This is a genomic window from Rhodococcus sp. FG69 (assembly GCF_057808915.1).
The window spans coordinates 43,707-59,993 of record NZ_JBMDIX010000024.1; the positions used below are offsets into that span (position 1 = coordinate 43,707).

Consider the following 16,287-nt stretch of genomic DNA (forward strand, 5'->3'; position numbering starts at 1 on the left):
CGATCGACCCTCCGGCCGGCGCGCAGGTGTTTCCTCAGTGGCCTCCCGATAGTCAACACTGAGTAAAACATCGCCCGAGAGTGGGCAAACCGGTGCGGCGCCGGTCTCCGTTGGGGTTGGATCGACGGATGAGTTTCAACCCCCCGTCCACAGACCATCTCGCTGCGGACGGGGGGACTATCAGCTCGATCGAGACTGCGATCAACAACGCGTTCGATCCCATCTCCGCGGCCGTGACGAACTTCGTCTTCTACTCCGTGAACATCGCGGGCGCTGACATACCCCTCATCGTCCTGTGGCTGATCGTCGGCGCCGTCATATTCACGGTCTCCTTCAAGTTCATTCAGTTCCGCGGGGTCAAACGCGCATTGATCCTGGTGAGCGGCAAGGAGGACGAACCCGATGCGCCCGGAGAGGTCAGTCACTTCCGAGCCCTCACCGCGGCAGTGTCGGGAACGGTCGGCCTGGGCAACATCGCCGGCGTCGCAGTGGCCGTCACGCTCGGCGGCCCGGGTGCCACGCTGTGGATGATCCTCGCCGGTCTTCTCGGAATGGCGTCGAAATTCGTCGAATGCACCCTCGGCGTGAAATTCCGTGACGTCAACGAGGACGGCACCGTGTCGGGCGGGCCGATGAAGTACCTCACCAAAGGCCTCGCCGATCGTGGACTAGCCAAGCTCGGCAAGATCATGGCTGTCTTCTACGCCATCATCATCACGTTCTTCGCGATCAGCGGCGGCAACATGTTCCAAGCCAATCAGACCTTCGCGCAGGTTCGGTCCGTCACCGGAGGCGACGATGGGCTTCTCGGTTCCGACGGCGCCAAGGCCATCTTCGGTATCGGAATCGCACTGATCATCGGCCTGGTCATCATCGGCGGGATGAAGTCGATCTCGGCTGTCACCGCGAAGCTGGTTCCGTCGATGGCGATCGTCTATATCGTCGCGTGCGCCGTCGTCATCGGCGTCAATTTCCAATCGGTACCGTCGGCGTTCGTGGCGATCTTCGAGGGTGCCTTCTCGCCCGAAGGTGTCGCGGGCGGCGTTCTGGGCGTCATGATCATCGGGTTTCAGCGCGCAGCGTTCTCCAACGAAGCCGGTTTGGGCTCTGCCGCGATCGCGCACTCCGCGGTCAAGACTCGGCACCCTGTGACCGAGGGCTTCGTCGCAATGCTGGAGCCGTTCATCGACACCGTCGTGATCTGCACCGCAACGGCGTTGACCATCGTCATCGCGAACACCCAGACCTGGCAGGACCAACGAGAAATCGTCGCCGAGACCGGTGAACTGCCTGCCGGCGGCGTGACACTCACCTCGGACGCCTTCGAGACGGTGCTGCCGTGGTTCCCGTACGTCCTGACGGTTGCTGTTGCACTGTTTGCACTGTCCACTGCAATCACCTGGGCGTACTACGGACAGCAGGCGTGGACATCACTGTTCGGCCGCAGCCCACTCTCACGCAACTTCTTCAACCTGATGTTCTGCACGTTCACCGTCATCGGCACCGTCCTCTCGCTCGGATCGGTGCTCGACTTCGCCGATGCGACGCTGTTCCTGCTCGCGCTCGTCAACATCACCGGCCTCTACCTACTGCTCCCGGTGGTCAAGCGTGAACTGGCCGACTACATGGCGACCCGTCCAGGAAAGCACGATCCTGACAAGGTGGTGCGTTCGGCGAAAGACGATCTGGTCTAGGCCTTCTCGTCCCGCGTGCCTTGGTAGATGTCGGGGATGCCGTCGTGGTCGTCGTCGCGGGTCTCTTCTTCGTGGATCGCGCGGTATGCCTTGTTGCGGCTGCGCAGGATCACTGCGGCGAGCGACGCGGCGACGATCGAACCGGTGAGCACGCCGACCTTGACGTGGTCGTCACGCTGGGTTCCTTCGCCGAACGCGAGGTCACCGATCAGCAACGAGACAGTGAATCCGATGCCGGCGAGCATCGCCACACCGAAGACGTCCAGCCATTTCAAACCGGCGTCGAGAGTTGCTCGGGTGAACCGGGAGACGAGGTAGGTGGTGCCGAAGATGCCGATGGCTTTACCGACCACGAGTCCGGCGATGATGCCGATGGCAATGGGGTCCGATAGAGCACTGCGTAGACCGGAGAATCCGCCGACGGTCACGCCTGCCGCGCAGAATGCGAACAGCGGCACGGCAATTCCGGACGAAATGGGCCGGATCTTGTGTTCGAAGTGTTCCGCCAGCCCAGGTCCGGCGTCGGGTCCGCCTGCGGCCTGACTGCGGAGAACGGGTACCGCGAAGCCGAGAAGCACGCCGGCAACGGTGGCGTGGACTCCGGACTCGTGCATCAGGATCCAGGTGGCCGCAGCGAGTGGCAGCAGGATCCACCACGAGCGAACGCGCTTCTGCACTGCGAATGCGAACAGCGCCAACGGAATCAATGTCAATCCGAGCGCAATGAAGTTGATGTCGTCGGTGTAGAAGATCGCGATGACCGTGACGGCCAGAAGGTCGTCGACCACGGCCAGTGTCAGCAAGAACGTTCGCAGCGCCAGGGGGAGGTGGGTACTGATGACTGCGAGAACGGCGACCGCGAAGGCGATATCGGTGGCGGTGGGGATTGCCCACCCCAGCAGTGCGCCGTCGCCGGTCCTGAGGTTGATGATGACGAAAATTAGTGCGGGAACTGCCATTCCGCCCACAGCGGCAGCGATCGGCAGGGCGGCTCGCGCGGGATCGCGAAGGTCGCCTGCAACGAATTCGCGTTTCAGTTCGAGTCCGACGACGAAGAAGAAGATGGCGAGCAGGCCATCGGCGGCCCACGTTGACAGTGTGAGGTCCAGATGAAGGGCCGACGGTCCGACGCGGGTGCTCATCAGGGAGTTGTAGGCCTCGTCCCACGGCGAATTGGCCCAGATCAGCGCGACGAGGGTGGCCGCGAGCAGCAAGGCGCCACCGACGGTTTCCTTGCGGAGGATCTGCCCGATTCGGTCTGCTTCGGACCATGAACCGCGGGAGAACAGTGGTAGGCGGGTCTTGGGATTGGTCACTGGGTGAGTGGCCTTTCGTGTGCGTACGGCGGAGCTGCAGCACACCTGAGGAACGGAAAGCATGTGCGCAGCACTAAGTTGTTGCCGACCAGACTTCCCGGCGCACCGCGTACCAGTCTACCGGGTCGTCGGGGGCTGCGCGCGCTCGGCTGTTCTCGGCTTACGGCACCGCTATCACCAGTGTCGGCGAGTTCGGCTGGACGGTAACCGTGAAGTCGGGTCGATTCGCGGACGTGCCGAGGAACGACTGCGTGACTCCGTCGGACGGCTCGACGGTCTGTACCGAGACGATGCCGGTGCTCGCCGAGTTCGATTGCACCTGGCGAACGGTCGAACCCGACGCCGGTGCGGGTGCCGAGATGAGGTCCAGCTGCAGAATCGACGAACCCGGCACGTCGAGCACGTCGCTACTCGACATCACCGCGGCCTCGTCGACGTAGTGGCCGACGTAGTTGACGACGCCGTCGCCGAAGAACGTGACCATGACCCGCCCGTCCTCGAGTCGGACGTCGGAGATACCGAAATCAGCCGGTTCCTCGGTAGTAGTCGTCGGTGGTGGAGTGCCGAAGGTGACCGACCCCGACACGAAGCGGACGCTCTGCGTCGTGGACGTGACGGTCGATTCGCCGGCCGTTTCCGGTTCGCCGGTGCTGTGCACCCTGCCGACACGAGTGCGGCACTCGCCGGTAGGGCCACCCCGGTTCGCATGGAGAGGACACTATAGGGGCATTCGGTGAGAGGATGCGTCGGTGAAAACCGGTGAACAGATCGTGCAGGAGCTTCCCTGGAAATGGGGGGTGCAGGGCCGGATCTTCGTCATCGGCGGTCTCGGCTTCATGTTCGACGCCTGGGACGTGACTCTCAACGGGTTCCTGACGCCCCTGCTCGGTTCCTACTGGGACCTGTCGCAGACCGAGCGTGGGCTCGTCGCAACCGGGAATCTCATCGGCATGGCCGTCGGAGCCGTCGTGTGGGGGACCATCGCCGACCGGATGGGGCGCAAGCGCGCGTTCGCCATCACCCTGTTGATCTTTGCGCTGTTCTCGGTACTCGGCGCGTTCTCGCCCAACTTCGAGATCTTCGTTCTGCTCCGATTCTGTGCAGGCTTCGGACTCGGCGGATGCATTCCCGTCGACTACGCACTGGTCAGCGAATTCTCGCCGCGTCGAATACGCGGGAAAGTGTTGTCCGCCATGGACGGTTGGTGGCCCATCGGAGCCACGATCTGTGGCGTCGTCGCAACAGCGCTGGTACCGATCGACGGCGACGTCCGCTGGCGAATCATGTTGCTGTTCATGATTCTGCCTGCGCTACTACTGTTCTGGGTGCGCCGAGGGATCCCCGAATCGCCGATGTATTTGGCCGCCGTCGGGCGTGAGGAGGAGGCTCGGACCGTCATCGACGATCTTGTTGCGCGCACCGGTGCCGACGTGCAGCAGTACTCCATCACCGCCGAACCTCCCGCGAAGCGGACAGCTCTGTCCGGTGTGAAAGCGGTGTGGAGCTACAGCCCGAGGATCACGTCGGCATCCTGGTTGCTGTTCGTCTCGATCATGCTGCTGTACTACGCGGCCCTGAGTTGGATGCCGTCGATCCTCCGTCGCGAAGGGTACGACGACTTCGCCGCATTCGCGGGAACGACGCTGATGACTGCGGTCGGCATCCTCGGCGTCGCGGTGTCCGCGTACCTCGTGGAGGTCGTCGGCAGGAAATGGGTCATCGGCATCTCCGGGCCGATCGCGGGTGCTGCGCTGGTGCTGTTCGCGGTCATGCTCGACGTCGGATCAGCGGTGCTCGTCTGGCTGGCGGTGTTCGGGTTCGTCATTCAAATCGCGATCCCGGTGCTGTATTGCTACGTCTCCGAGCTGTACCCGACGCCGCTGCGGGCGTCGGGGTTCGGCTATGCCTCCTCCGTCAGTCGTATCGCGACAGGTTTTGCGCCGCTGCTCTTCGGCTCGGTGATGTGGCCGATCCTCGGTCTTCCGCTCACTTTCGCGATCGTCACGGCGTTCGTCGTCCTGGCGGTGCTGTGGATGGCGTACGCAGCGCCCGAGACCAAGGGCAGGGAACTGGACACGTTGACCGAGGATCGACAAACCTCTGGGTCGGGGCCCGTGAGTGGATAGTTGATTTCGCTGTGGTGTCACCGCACGGGGTTTCGACTGCAGCAGATGGGGTATTCGCCCGTTTCGCGGTAGCCGAGACACGGCTACGTTAGGGGGCAAACCATGCGCTTCGTCACTCTCATCATCGTCGTCTGGCTCGCCATCGGTGCTTTCGCGGTGTTCCAGCGCGGATACTTCGACAGCGCGCCGGAGAACTGCGCCGGTGTCGGAACCATCGCGTTGACAGTGGTCGCCGGACCACTCAATTACGCGGGCGTCAACCCCGAGGTCACCGACTGCGAGCTGCCGCAGCCGAGCGAATAACTGCGGGACGTGTTCGGGTCAGGCGGTGACCTTCGTCGCCGCCCGAGCACGTTCGCTGCGGCGTGCCTACGCTTGACGGGTGATCCGTCGGAACCTCCTCGTAGTGCTGGCCATCGTCATGCCGGTACTGATGGTGTCGGTGGTCGGAGTCGGCGGCTACCTGACGTTCACGAAGGCGAAGACCGATCCGATCGGGCGCGCCGACGCCATCATCGTTCTCGGTGGTGAACACGATGGCCGCGAGGCGTACGGCATCGAACTCGCGGAACAGGGCGTGGCGGACACAGTCGTGCTGTCCAATCCGTACGGCAAATCGGACGCCGTCATGAAGAAGTACTGCGGGGTGCAGACCGACACGTACAGCGTGCTGTGCGAGAAGCCAGTTCCCAGCACGACGCGTGGTGAGGCGATATTCACCCAGAAACTTGCTCAGGAGCGAGGGTGGGACCACGTCGTAGTCGTGAGTTGGCGCTACCACCTGCCCAGGGCGCAGTACATCTTCGGGCAGTGTTTCGGCGGCGAGGTATCGATGCAGGCCGTGCCTCGGGCGTACGACTTCTCCCTCGTCCATTGGGAATACACCTACCTGTATCAGCTGGCAGGGTTCGCGAAGGCCGCGGTGCAGGGCGATTGTCAGAATTTGCGGTAGAGCGTAAGTCCCGAGCTGTACAGCAGGAAACCGAACATCGTGCAGGCGACCCCGCCGATCACTGCGGCGGCCAGGAAAAGCAGCCCGCTTCGGTAGCGCCGCTCGCGGAATCGAAGCACCGTCAACAGTGCGATCGACGTCATTGGGGCGAGCGACCCGAGAAAGCCGGCGCACACAAGTCCGACGAACCACTGCGGTGGCGTTGCGGCAGTCGCGAATCCCAGAAGCGTGCACGTCACGATCGTCAGGACCAGGATGCGCTTGGGGTCGCTGACAGCTCGGGTGAGGTGGTGATGGAGCAGCGCGGCCGACGCCCCACCCACCGCGACGAGGAGGAGGACTGTCATCGAGTTCGCTGCACCGGACGAGTGACGAGCGCGCCTGCAGCGAGCGCAGCGACGGCGATTACGGGGGTCACGACGATGTAGACCACGGAGTTCCATGCGCCGTCGTGGGTGATGCCCTGCAGTGCGTAGAAGCTGAACGTGGTGAAGCCGCAGGCGAGGCCCATTACCCCCGCCCGGGGGATCGGTGCCGGCCGGCCGGACAGATAGCCGAGAGCACTGCCCAGGAGTAGGCATCCGACCACATTGATGCCGAACGTGTTGATCAACAACCACTTCGGTGTGTCTCGCCACTGCCAGATCTCGTACCGCACCACCGCGCCGACCGCACCCCCGACTGCGACCGTCGCACTCTCGGTCAGACGGGTGGGGGCCACATGACAGACCCTATCCTCAGTCGACGGGGGGCAGCACGATCTGCCGGGGCAGATCACAGTCGGCCTCGGGTATGTTGTCACCTGTGACGCTAGACGAGTCAGGGCTCGGCCCTCAGCATTTCGACGTGGCAGTGGAGTGGCGCGACGATGTCGTGATCGTGACGGTGTCAGGAGAACTCGACCTGGCCACGGCGCCGCAGCTGTCGGAGTCGATGAAGTTGGTGCTGGACAAGGCCCCGTCGGCAGTTGTCATCGACCTGTCCCACGTCGGCTTTCTGGCCTCGGCTGGAATGTCGCTCCTTGCCTCCACTCATCAACAGCTCGACGATTCGACGGGATTTGCGGTCGTGGCGGACGGGCCGTCCACCGGTCGACCATTGACTCTCGTGGGTCTGCACGAGGTTTTCGGCATCTTCGCCACTGTCGCCGAGGCGCTGTCCGCGCTCGGTGCGGGTAATTCCTGAGCTTTCGGGTATGACGTGGTCATGATGGCAATTGCATTCGGCGGAGAAGACGCCGTGGCTGCTGCCGCCCGACCCCACGCCGAAACAGTTCACGAGGACGTCATGCACCTGATATTCGATGGCGAATCTGCTGTCGCGGAGCGCGCCTCGTCTCTCAGAGTGGAGCTCGGTCACTGGCTCACCGGGCTGCAGGTAGCACCAGACCGGGTGTACGACGTAGTGCTCGCAACCTATGAGGCGCTGGCCAACGCCGTCGAGCATGCCTATGTGTCCGATCACGGGCCAGGCACCCTCGACTTGTTCGCGAATTACGTGTCGGCGACCGGACGGATCGAAGTGACGATTCGCGACCGCGGGGAGTGGTCCGTACACGAACCTGACTCGACTCGCGGGCGAGGCGTCCCGTTGATGCGCGCGCTCGCCGATTCGACCTCGGTCACCTCGGACGACGAGGGAACGACCGTTCGGCTGGTCTGGAACGCGCCTGCTTGACTGCTTTCCCAAAGGCCGGACAGTGTCCTTTGTGAGAGAGCACAATGCAGTCATCAGCGGCGCTCTGCACACCCGGGGCGTCGGGGGTGGAGGCTCAGATGGACACACCACAGGTTCCCGGGTCGGTGGTCGCGGGGCGATTCCGATTGTTCACCCGTCGACCGTCCGCTCCGTGGGTTCAGCAATGGGATGCCCGCGAACTGGACACAGGGCGCGAGATGACGCTGACGCTTGTTGACGTCGACGTGATCAGATCCAGAGATCCGTCCGCGGATGCCGTTCGCAAATTCAGAGGAGCAGTCCGGGCCACTGCCCGCGGTGACGTGCGGACCTTCGACTTCGCCCCCTTCATCGTGGTCGTCGGTGAGTCCGGTTCGGAACCCGAGTTGTTCGATCCGGTGCAGGCCGGGGCGAGAAGCCCATCCCCGCAGAACCGCTCCGTCGTTACCTTCGTCGCCGCATCGGCTGTACTTGTCGCCGTCTTCGGCATCGGTGGCTGGATGCTCACCACCCGGATGTTCGGCGGAGATTACGGTGACGTGCGGAACGTCGTCGCGATCCCGGCCATTCCCACGGCGGACATCTCGCCGACACTCTCTGCCGAACCGATACTGCCGGCCGGGGCGCAGGTGTGGTCAGCCGTGCGTGCGCCCGACAATGCGGACGAGGCAGTATTGGCCGTCGACGCCGACCCGGTCACCTCCTGGTCCACCGACCTCTATCGAGAGCCCTTCGGTGACCCCGGCAACGGTATCGGTGTTCTCGTCTCCTTCGCACAACCCACCGACCTGGGCGCAGTCTGGGTTGCGACGCCGAATCCGGGAGCAGTCGTCGAGATCAGGACTCCGCCGGAAGAGAACGGGACGTTGGCATCGACCCGTGTCCTCGGTTCCGGCGTTTTGGGCATCGGAAGGATCGACATCGTCGTCGACGCTCCCGACGGCCTGACCGGGGTTCTGGTGTGGGTCGGCGAGCTGGCTCCGGTCGGAACCCAATTCGGCGCCGAGTTCGGCGAGATCGGCTTCACTCGGAAATAGAAGTTCTTATCGGCGCCGAGTCCTGGTGCTCGACGAACTCCCGACATCGGTGCTTCACTATCGAGCATGGGTGAACCGGACAAAGCGATTTCGCTGCCCAATCTGCGGGTGCTGTGGGTCTTCGTTCGGCCACACCGGCGGACACTGATCTTCGGCATGCTGCTCGGACTCGTCGGCACCGGCGCTTCGCTCGCGACGCCGATGGTCACCAAGTCTGTCCTCGACGGTCTCGGGTCGGGGCAATCCTTCGGTGGTGCAGTAGCCCTGCTCGTGGTGCTTCTCGTCATCGGATCCGCTGTTCTCTACGTTCAGTGGATCATGCTCGGGACGCTCGCGGAGCGAATCGTTCTCGACGCCCGAAAGTCGATGGTGAGCAGTTACTTTCGTGCCACTGTCGGCAGCCTCGCGACGCGGCCGACCGGGGAGTTGGTCACCGTACGCAGACCTGTCCAACGACGATGTCCGCAGCGCGCTCGCCTACGCCGAACAGGAGACACCCACAATCCCAGGGACTGTCCGAGAGAATCTTCTGTTCACACATCCCGATGCATCGGAAGCCGACATCTGGCGGGCATTGGACTCGGTGCATCTCGGTCGAAGCGTGCGGGAGTTACCGGACGGGCTTGATACCGATCTCGTCGGGTCCACCGTATCCGGCGGTCAACGTCAGCGAATTGCGTTGGCGAGGGCGATCGTTCGAAGTCCGCAGGTGCTGCTGCTCGACGAGGCGACCGCGCAGGTGGACGGCAGGACCGAGGCCGCGATCCACGACGTCATCCGGTCCATCGCGTCGACCCGGGCCGTCGTGACCATCGCGCACCGGCTGTCCACCGTGCTGGATGCCGACACGATCCTGGTGATGGAGGACGGCCGGATTCGGGCCAGGGGGACCCACGCGGAGCTGCTGCAGTCGGATTCGCTGTACCGGGAGTTGGTCGAGGCGTTGCGGATCGGGGATTCCGCGGGTGTCCGGTGACTCCGTCGCAGTGGGGGATGAGGGACGGAGCCGCGCTCACAACGCGCTGAGCTCCCTCCGCAACGTTGATTCGGTGTGCCGAATAGCCTGGCCGACAACCGGTTCGACGAGCGCGCCCAGTGCTCGGCCGGCGAGCCCGCCCGGGAAGTTGTAGGCGAAGTCGACGTCCAACCTCGTCCCACCATCCGGTGTGTCCGCGAACGACCATGTCGAGACCGTCGAGAAACCTTCGACCGAGGACAGTGTCAGTGATCGACCCTCGATCCACTCGGTAACGCGAAGTGTGGAACGGAGCGTCTTCGGACCGATCTGCATTTCGGCGGCGTAGAGGGCGTCGAGGCCGTGGTCGATGTCGCCGATGGGTTCGAACGATCGGACGCCGAACATCCAATTGGGCACAGACCGGTAGTCGTCGACGTACGCGAACGCACGCGAACGTGGGACGTCGGCGACGGCGGAGTGTTCGATGACGGGCATGGCGTCCGATAGTACATGTAACCGATGCCGTCACATATATTTAGCCTTGTCTCAGTTGCGGACCGACGCCGTGGTCGACGCGAACGCAGGGCCGGCGAGGAACCAGATCCCGAGAATCAGGCCGAGTGGAGCGATGTTGCCCACGAGTGCCGCAGACTGCTCGCCCGACGCGACCGTGAATGCGAGCACGAGTAGCACGAGCGCAGCGATGCCACACGCCACGACGGCCCGGAACCAGTCTTCCCACAGGTAGCGGCGGTACTCGACGGTGTCCTTCGTGATCTTCACAGGTGCCGGACCGCCGAAGAATCTGCGGGCAACCCGCACGTCCACCCAGCGAATCAGTGCGGGACCGAAGCCGACGCTGAAGCCGAGGTAGTACGCCGCGAGGTGGTGGACCCCGCCGACGGGCGTTCCGCTGGCCAGATCGAACGCGACCGCGATGATCAGCACGACGTCCAGAACCGGCACCGATGCCAGGATCCACGTCGCCGCTCGACGCCTGCGCAGGACGTACCGCACGAGTAGACCGATCGCTATCAGTACCCAGAAACCGAGCTCACACAGGACAATGACGGTTGCGACGGCGTTCATCTGTGCATGTTCGCGCGAGATGCGCGGCTCGCACATCGGCCGACCGGGCGAGAGGAGGGTCCTCCCTTAGGAGGACCGGCGGCCGGGCCAGTACAGGGGCCGAGAGGAACCGGGTCAGCGCGTCGTCGACGTCGGAGTCTCGGAGCTGTCGTCCCCTGCTCCCTGCTCGTCGGATTCTGCAGGCTCGTCGGACGCTGTGGACTCTTCCGTGGTCGTCCGTCCGCGCGGAGGTCTGGTGGTCGATTCGTTCGACTCCGACGATGTCGTGGTCACTGTAGAGGTGGTCGGCTTCGGTGTAGTCGGCGTCGCAACCCGCCAGGTCGGCGACGGAGGAACGGTGATCACCGAGGAACTCGTGGCAGTGACTGCGACGCTGAGGTCCGAGCGCAACGCCGGCGGCTGCACCTTGTCGCCTCCGTCGTCGAAGGCGCCGCCGAGGGCGCCTATCGTCAGTCCAGCTACAACAGCGACTCCGGCGATTGCCACCGTCGAAATCGCGATGACTTTGTCGCGCATCGTTGTTCGGCCTTGTTCTCGAGGTGCCGCGTCGGCTTCTGCGGCGCTGTTGCGAGAACGTTACCGTAGACCGCGCGGTGTTCGCTCAGCTAAGCAACCGCATCCTGCGTCGACGCGCCTCGTCCGCCGCCGAAACGGTGCTCCCAAACATCGCCCACGAGGCGGTGGCCCTGCCATCGTCGTCCATCGAGTGTCTTGCGCAGTTCGGTAGTCTGCCGTACTGCCCATGTCATGGCTTTGCTGTCGGTGGGCAACTCGGCTTCGGCGAGTAGTTCGTCGTCGTCGGTTCGCAACTGATACTTCGGCATGCGGCACATCATGCATGACAGCGCGCGAATTGTCTTGTGCGACAGTGATACGGACCGACTTCGTCACCGTTATCACCACTGCAGCGCTCGGTCTGTCGTTCGATCGCGGTACAAACGGGCGGAACGTCAGAGTAGGTGCAGGATCCTGGGCACGGCGTCGGCGATCTGCTGGCCGATCTGCTCGTACACCTCCAGCTCACGCCGGTACGGATCGTCGATGTCCAACGCGGCGACCGTGTGCCGTGAGCGCGCATCGGCGATCTCGGCGATCGTCCGCGCTCCGGATGCCTCGGCGAGGGCGACGGCTTCGAGGAGAGTGAACGTCGTGCGGAGTTTGCGCGGTGCGACTGCCAGCACGGCATCACGGTGACGAGCTGTCATCGTCAGGATGAGATCGGCCTCGTCGGCGATTCTGGGGGTGATGCGACGCGCGACGAACCCGTCGGAATCGCCGCCCAGTTGATGCAGGACGGTCGCGGCGTCGGGATCCATCTGGTGTCCGGTCAGACCGTGCGTGCCCGCGCTGGACGACGTCAACTCCTGCCCACGTTCGCGCGCGTAGGCCACGGTCAGCCGTTCGGCCGTGGGTGAGCGGCAGATATTCCCGGTACAGACGAAGAGGACGTGCACGCGGGCCAGACTAGTGGGTGGCAAAATCTCGGCGGCAACCTGACGCGATCCCGGTGTCGAACCGACAACTATCGGTCCTTCTTACCGTCAAGGGCCCACAAACCGGGCCGACGTCGTGTGGACGCGTAACAAGCGGACCGGAGGCATCCTGAACTAGCGGAAAAGCAACTGTGATCGCATTTGGGCAGCGCTCACGCTACAGTGATGCCGAGCGGGGGCTTCGAGATTGGATCGTTACACATCCTGTCGGCGAGTCCCTTCGCACGTCCAAGTGAGGCAGGTCATGACTGAGGTTCTCGGTGTGTCGGTGGGGGCCAGTGCTGTCCGTATGGCACGTCCCGACCTTCGCCTGCACACATCCGGCGAGCGTGAACTCGACTTTCGCCACGACACCGTCGACACCCAGCGAGATCGAGCAGAAGAACTCGCAGCCGAAACCATCGGCGTCGTTCTTGCGCAGAACTACGGCGATCGTGGTGTCGAGGCCACCGGTGTTGCCTATCGAGACCAACAGCAGTTCGGTGACATCCAGCAAGCCATGTCGGTGCAGCGTCTCCACAACTACCGATTGGTACCCGAGGCGCGTGCGGCCTTGGCGTATCTCGAAGCGTCCGGCGAGATCGGTGATTTCGGAACGATCGCACTCTACGATCTGGGTAGCTCGGGTCTGACCATCAGTGTCGTCGATCGCGCCACCGGCAACGTCCTTCTCGCCGAGCGCACCACGGACATCAGCGGGTCGGACTTCGACCGGCTCATCTGCGACAACCAGCTTGCCAAGCAGGGTGTCGCGCTTCAGAATTCGGTCGGTGTGGAGGAGTTCACCACTCGGTGCCGCATCGCGAAGGAACAGCTGTCGACGTCGGGCGCAGTGTGCCTGCCGGGCGAGAGCGGTGTGATCCTCATTTCCCGCGAATCGTTCGAAGCTCTCGTGACTGTCCCGATCGAGTACTCGGCGCGGCTCGTCCGTGACGTGATCACCCGGTCGCCGCAGCGCGTGGATGCACTGTTCCTCATCGGCGGCGGAGCTCGGATTCCGCTCGTCGAAGCGATCCTGCGTTCCTGGACGGGCCTGCCTGTCGTCACTCCCGCCGAGCCGGAATCGGTGGCCGCCAAGGGCGCTGCGCTTCTCGCTACCCCGGTTCGCGACGCTCCGGCCGTCACGCCGCCGTCGGTTCTCCGCGACGGGCCGGCGACACCCTCCGGGGCGCGGGCGTTGAGCGGCGCGCCGGAGTGGCTCAGCCCCGAACCGGTCGATCGCTCGGTGACCTCGAAGCGCAAGATCAGGGGCGCGGCTCTCGTTGCCGGTGGACTTGCTGCCGTTGCAGCGCTGGGTCTGACGCTCGGCTACGGCGGTTCCGAGGACCCCACCAGTGCTCCTGCCGACAGCGAGCAGCCGCTGACGACGGCTCCGCCGACGACCTCGCGCACGACGACCACGACGCTCCCGCCGACCACCACCGTGGAGGCTCCTGCCCCGGCACCGGCTCCTGTCGAGACCTACGAGGCCCCGGTGTACGAAAGGCCTGCTCCGGAGCCCGCGCCCGCTCCGGCTCCGCCTCCATTGATTCCGGGTCTGCCCGACTTCCAATTGCCGCAGATCCAGCTGCCGCCGCCACCGGTGTTCGAGCTACCTCGGTTCTGACCAGACGCTCGCTCAGGCTGCCGGTAACCGCAGGTGCGCAACGACGCCCAGGTGGTCTGAATTCGGAATCGATACCGGGTTCACCTCGATGGCGTCGACGTCGTCGCTGGCCACCACGTGATCGAGCCGGGCGAGCGGACCGGACGACGGGAATGTCCGGAACAGGCCTGCGCCCGACGCATCGGCGGCGTCGATGAACCCGTTCTCGGTCAATCGGCGGAATTGACGGTGGTCGCCGGTTGCATTGAAGTCTCCTGCGACGAGGACCGTCCCGGGGTAGGAGTCCATGAGCCTGCGCATGTGCGCGAGGTCCTCGGCCCATTGGACGGTGTGGCGCGGAGTTGCCGGCGACATCGCATGGAACGACACCACAGTCAGGTCGACGCCGTCGACGACAGTGTTCGCCTGTACCGGAACGAATCCGAAGTCGGCGAGTGGCTCGCCGTCGGTGAGCGGCGTCCGGCTCCACAGCCCGGTGCCGTCGGCGACAGGAAGCGCGGCGGTGAAGCTGTACGGCAGCACATCCTCGATCCCCGCGGCGGTGAGGTCTGTTTCCTCGCTCGGGGTCAGCTCCTGTACGGCGAGGAAGTCTGCGTCACTGCTCCTGACTTCGTCGACGATGGCTGCCGCGTCGGCGTCGCCGTGCGCCGCATTGATGGTCAGGACCGTGATCTGGGCGCCGGACGCGGTGTGCTGCTCCGCGATGAATCCAGGAATCTGAATCGCGGCAAGTACGACGGTGAACACGAGGGCCACTGCGACGCCGAGCCGAGACTTCGCGACCGCGAAGAGTGCTACCGCCAACGCCGCCGGGAGTGCAGCGAAAGGCATGCCGACGAGTAGAGCAACGAGTGTGATTTGCGTCACGCCGTACTGTCTGGCGACCAGCATTCCGGCCAAGGCCAACAAGAGTGCAGAACCAACCGCAATGGCTGTTCCGCGAATGACGCGTCGCAATTGTGGTCGCCTCCGGTGCTTCGAGCCGCAAGCGGCATTCGGTCGATAATCCATTGTCTAGACTCCACATATGCCCAGCTCAGTCGCTATCTGCAAGTGTGGCCACCTGCAAACCGCACATCAGCATTACCGTCGGGGAAGCGACTGTTCTCTATGTGAATGCCCTCGATACCGACGTCCGTTCCTGTCGATCCTGACCAGGCGGGTAAATCGTTAGCCGAAGTATCTCCTAACGAGCATACCGGCCGAAATTGTGCGATAAACAAACCGATTGGTTAGAATCAGCTGTTGAATCAAGGCAATGCGGGCAATTCGGCGTGGGGACCGTGAGCTTGTGATCCGGCGAGAGGCACACAGCGATGAACATGTCGATCGGCTCGACCATCACCCAGGGGAACCAACAAGCCCCGGGGACCAGTGAAGAGCGCCTACTGGCGTTGCGCCCGGCGGAATACCAGCCACACACGATCCACGCACACGATCGGGTATGGACCGAGACCAACTGCTACGTGGATCTGTGGATCGAACTTCTTCATTCTCTCGGGGCGGATCCGGTGCCCGCGCTCGCGTTCGTACTGAGTGCCGGCTGCGATGGCAGGCAGTGGGACTTCGTCAAGATGCAATCCGAGGACCTGCGCACTTTGTACGGAATCGACGTCGGTGAGATGAACGTCTGGCGCCCGGTTCTCGCGCACGTGCGCGAAGGACTGTCCGACGGTGTTCTGCTGACGGTGGAGGTCGACGGCTTCTGGCTTCCCGACACTGCGGGCACCAGCTACCGCAACCAGCACACCAAGACCACGATCGTGCCGAACTCGGTCGACGAGGCCGAGAAGGTCCTCGGCTATTTCCACAATCGGGGCTATTTCGAGCTGTCCGGCGCCGACTTCGACGGAGTGTTCAACCTCGCCCCCGAGCCGTACGAGGAAGTACTCCTCCCGTACATCGAACAGATTCGGCTCGGGCGACACACCATCGCGGACGGCGTCGGGGAGCGAGATCTGGCGGTGGCCCGCGCGCACCTGTCGCGACGAGCCCCGGGGAATCCCGTCGACCGGCTCGCTCAGCGCATCGTCGCCGACATTCCCCTCGTGCAAGCGTCCGGACCCGACGCGTTTCACCTGTGGTCCTTCGGGCTGCTGCGGCAGTGCGGCGCGACGGCCGAACTCGCGGCAGATCTGGTCGGGTATCTCGCCGGACGTGGCGCGGACGGCATCGAAAACGCGGTCCCGCACTTTCTTCAGGTTGCGCAAGGTGCAAAGGCCGTCCAATTCCGGATGGCCCGCGCCTCTCGCGGTCGCGCAGTATCGCTCGACGAGCCGCTCGCGGACATGGCGACCAATTGGTCAGCGGCGATGAACATCGTGTCGGCTGCCCTGTGA

At 64.0% G+C, this 16,287-nt stretch carries 20 protein-coding genes and 1 pseudogene; 11 read left to right on the top strand and 10 right to left on the bottom strand.

Annotation, left to right across the window (positions count from 1 at the left end; all coding sequences use genetic code 11):
- Window positions 1–128 precede the first annotated feature (128 nt).
- Window positions 129–1,694, top strand: coding sequence for an alanine/glycine:cation symporter family protein (locus ACODSO_RS18660; RefSeq protein ID WP_489038267.1), 1,566 nt, complete (start codon window positions 129–131; stop codon window positions 1,692–1,694).
- On the opposite strand, the gene nhaA is transcribed toward ACODSO_RS18660, so the two are convergent.
- Both nhaA and ACODSO_RS18670 read right to left on the bottom strand, forming a co-directional pair.
- Window positions 1,691–3,073, bottom strand: a complete 1,383-nt coding sequence (gene nhaA, locus ACODSO_RS18665; protein WP_489038268.1) for a Na+/H+ antiporter NhaA — start codon at window positions 3,071–3,073, stop codon at window positions 1,691–1,693. The two genes, ACODSO_RS18660 and nhaA, sit on opposite strands and share 4 nt — an antisense overlap.
- A 97-nt stretch (window positions 3,074–3,170) precedes the next feature.
- The gene (locus tag ACODSO_RS18670) at window positions 3,171–3,668 is read right to left on the bottom strand and encodes an AMIN-like domain-containing (lipo)protein (RefSeq protein ID WP_489038269.1); all 498 of its coding nucleotides are present in this window, start codon (window positions 3,666–3,668) and stop codon (window positions 3,171–3,173) included.
- Between the two features lie 91 nt (window positions 3,669–3,759).
- Between ACODSO_RS18670 and ACODSO_RS18675 the strand changes: the two genes are divergently transcribed.
- The 3 genes from ACODSO_RS18675 to ACODSO_RS18685 all read left to right on the top strand — a co-directional run bounded on the left by ACODSO_RS18675 (window position 3,760) and on the right by ACODSO_RS18685 (window position 6,088).
- Window positions 3,760–5,136, top strand: a complete 1,377-nt coding sequence (locus ACODSO_RS18675; RefSeq protein ID WP_068372850.1) for an MFS transporter — start codon at window positions 3,760–3,762, stop codon at window positions 5,134–5,136.
- A 102-nt stretch (window positions 5,137–5,238) separates the two neighbouring features.
- A complete protein-coding gene (locus tag ACODSO_RS18680; RefSeq protein ID WP_489038270.1) occupies window positions 5,239–5,439 on the top strand; it encodes a hypothetical protein in 201 nt (66 codons plus the stop codon).
- Between the two features lie 79 nt (window positions 5,440–5,518).
- Window positions 5,519–6,088, top strand: coding sequence for a YdcF family protein (locus ACODSO_RS18685; RefSeq protein WP_489038271.1), 570 nt, complete (start codon window positions 5,519–5,521; stop codon window positions 6,086–6,088).
- Here the strand turns inward: ACODSO_RS18685 and ACODSO_RS18690 are convergent.
- Together ACODSO_RS18690 and ACODSO_RS18695 are read right to left on the bottom strand one after the other, a co-directional pair.
- Window positions 6,073–6,435, bottom strand: a complete 363-nt coding sequence (locus ACODSO_RS18690) for a CrcB family protein (protein ID WP_489038272.1) — start codon at window positions 6,433–6,435, stop codon at window positions 6,073–6,075. The genes ACODSO_RS18685 and ACODSO_RS18690 overlap by 16 nt on opposite strands.
- Window positions 6,432–6,809: a CrcB family protein gene (locus ACODSO_RS18695; RefSeq protein ID WP_489038273.1), complete on the bottom strand. Its 378-nt coding sequence runs from the start codon at window positions 6,807–6,809 to the stop codon at window positions 6,432–6,434. The genes ACODSO_RS18690 and ACODSO_RS18695 overlap by 4 nt, the downstream gene beginning before the upstream one ends.
- A gap of 83 nt (window positions 6,810–6,892) precedes the next feature.
- On the opposite strand from ACODSO_RS18695, the gene ACODSO_RS18700 reads away from it, so the two are divergent.
- The 5 genes and pseudogenes from ACODSO_RS18700 to ACODSO_RS18720 all read left to right on the top strand — a co-directional run bounded on the left by ACODSO_RS18700 (window position 6,893) and on the right by ACODSO_RS18720 (window position 9,778).
- Complete coding sequence (locus ACODSO_RS18700) at window positions 6,893–7,273, top strand: STAS domain-containing protein (protein ID WP_489038274.1); 381 nt, start codon at window positions 6,893–6,895, stop codon at window positions 7,271–7,273.
- Window positions 7,274–7,294: 21 nt separating this feature from the next.
- On the top strand, window positions 7,295–7,765 hold the full coding sequence (locus tag ACODSO_RS18705; protein WP_489038275.1) for an ATP-binding protein: 471 nt from the start codon (window positions 7,295–7,297) through the stop codon (window positions 7,763–7,765).
- 98 nt (window positions 7,766–7,863) lie between these two features.
- On the top strand, window positions 7,864–8,802 hold the full coding sequence (locus ACODSO_RS18710) for a hypothetical protein (RefSeq protein ID WP_489038276.1): 939 nt from the start codon (window positions 7,864–7,866) through the stop codon (window positions 8,800–8,802).
- A 201-nt stretch (window positions 8,803–9,003) separates the two neighbouring features.
- Window positions 9,004–9,177 (top strand): annotated as a pseudogene (locus ACODSO_RS18715) (ABC transporter ATP-binding protein); the annotation flags it as partial.
- Window positions 9,178–9,187: 10 nt separating this feature from the next.
- Entirely contained in the window at window positions 9,188–9,778 is a 591-nt protein-coding gene (locus tag ACODSO_RS18720; RefSeq protein WP_489038277.1) for an ATP-binding cassette domain-containing protein, read from the top strand.
- Between the two features lie 36 nt (window positions 9,779–9,814).
- Here ACODSO_RS18720 and ACODSO_RS18725 read toward each other — a convergent pair whose 3' ends face one another.
- The 5 genes from ACODSO_RS18725 to ACODSO_RS18745 all read right to left on the bottom strand — a co-directional run bounded on the left by ACODSO_RS18725 (window position 9,815) and on the right by ACODSO_RS18745 (window position 12,303).
- Window positions 9,815–10,255 (bottom strand): SRPBCC family protein, encoded by a 441-nt coding sequence (locus tag ACODSO_RS18725; protein ID WP_068372866.1) that lies wholly within the window; start codon window positions 10,253–10,255, stop codon window positions 9,815–9,817.
- Between the two features lie 51 nt (window positions 10,256–10,306).
- Window positions 10,307–10,849, bottom strand: a complete 543-nt coding sequence (locus ACODSO_RS18730) for a hypothetical protein (RefSeq protein WP_489038278.1) — start codon at window positions 10,847–10,849, stop codon at window positions 10,307–10,309.
- A gap of 114 nt (window positions 10,850–10,963) precedes the next feature.
- The gene (locus tag ACODSO_RS18735; RefSeq protein ID WP_489038279.1) at window positions 10,964–11,365 is read right to left on the bottom strand and encodes a hypothetical protein; all 402 of its coding nucleotides are present in this window, start codon (window positions 11,363–11,365) and stop codon (window positions 10,964–10,966) included.
- An 89-nt stretch (window positions 11,366–11,454) separates the two neighbouring features.
- Window positions 11,455–11,673, bottom strand: coding sequence for a hypothetical protein (locus ACODSO_RS18740; RefSeq protein WP_156520306.1), 219 nt, complete (start codon window positions 11,671–11,673; stop codon window positions 11,455–11,457).
- Between the two features lie 126 nt (window positions 11,674–11,799).
- Window positions 11,800–12,303: an arsenate reductase/protein-tyrosine-phosphatase family protein gene (locus ACODSO_RS18745; RefSeq protein ID WP_489038280.1), complete on the bottom strand. Its 504-nt coding sequence runs from the start codon at window positions 12,301–12,303 to the stop codon at window positions 11,800–11,802.
- A gap of 283 nt (window positions 12,304–12,586) precedes the next feature.
- On the opposite strand from ACODSO_RS18745, the gene ACODSO_RS18750 reads away from it, so the two are divergent.
- The gene (locus ACODSO_RS18750) at window positions 12,587–13,948 is read left to right on the top strand and encodes a DUF7159 family protein (protein ID WP_489038281.1); all 1,362 of its coding nucleotides are present in this window, start codon (window positions 12,587–12,589) and stop codon (window positions 13,946–13,948) included.
- Window positions 13,949–13,960: 12 nt separating this feature from the next.
- On the opposite strand, the gene ACODSO_RS18755 is transcribed toward ACODSO_RS18750, so the two are convergent.
- A complete protein-coding gene (locus ACODSO_RS18755) occupies window positions 13,961–14,815 on the bottom strand; it encodes an endonuclease/exonuclease/phosphatase family protein (protein ID WP_489038282.1) in 855 nt (284 codons plus the stop codon).
- Window positions 14,816–15,270: 455 nt separating this feature from the next.
- On the opposite strand from ACODSO_RS18755, the gene ACODSO_RS18760 reads away from it, so the two are divergent.
- On the top strand, window positions 15,271–16,287 hold the full coding sequence (locus ACODSO_RS18760) for a DUF1839 family protein (protein ID WP_489038304.1): 1,017 nt from the start codon (window positions 15,271–15,273) through the stop codon (window positions 16,285–16,287).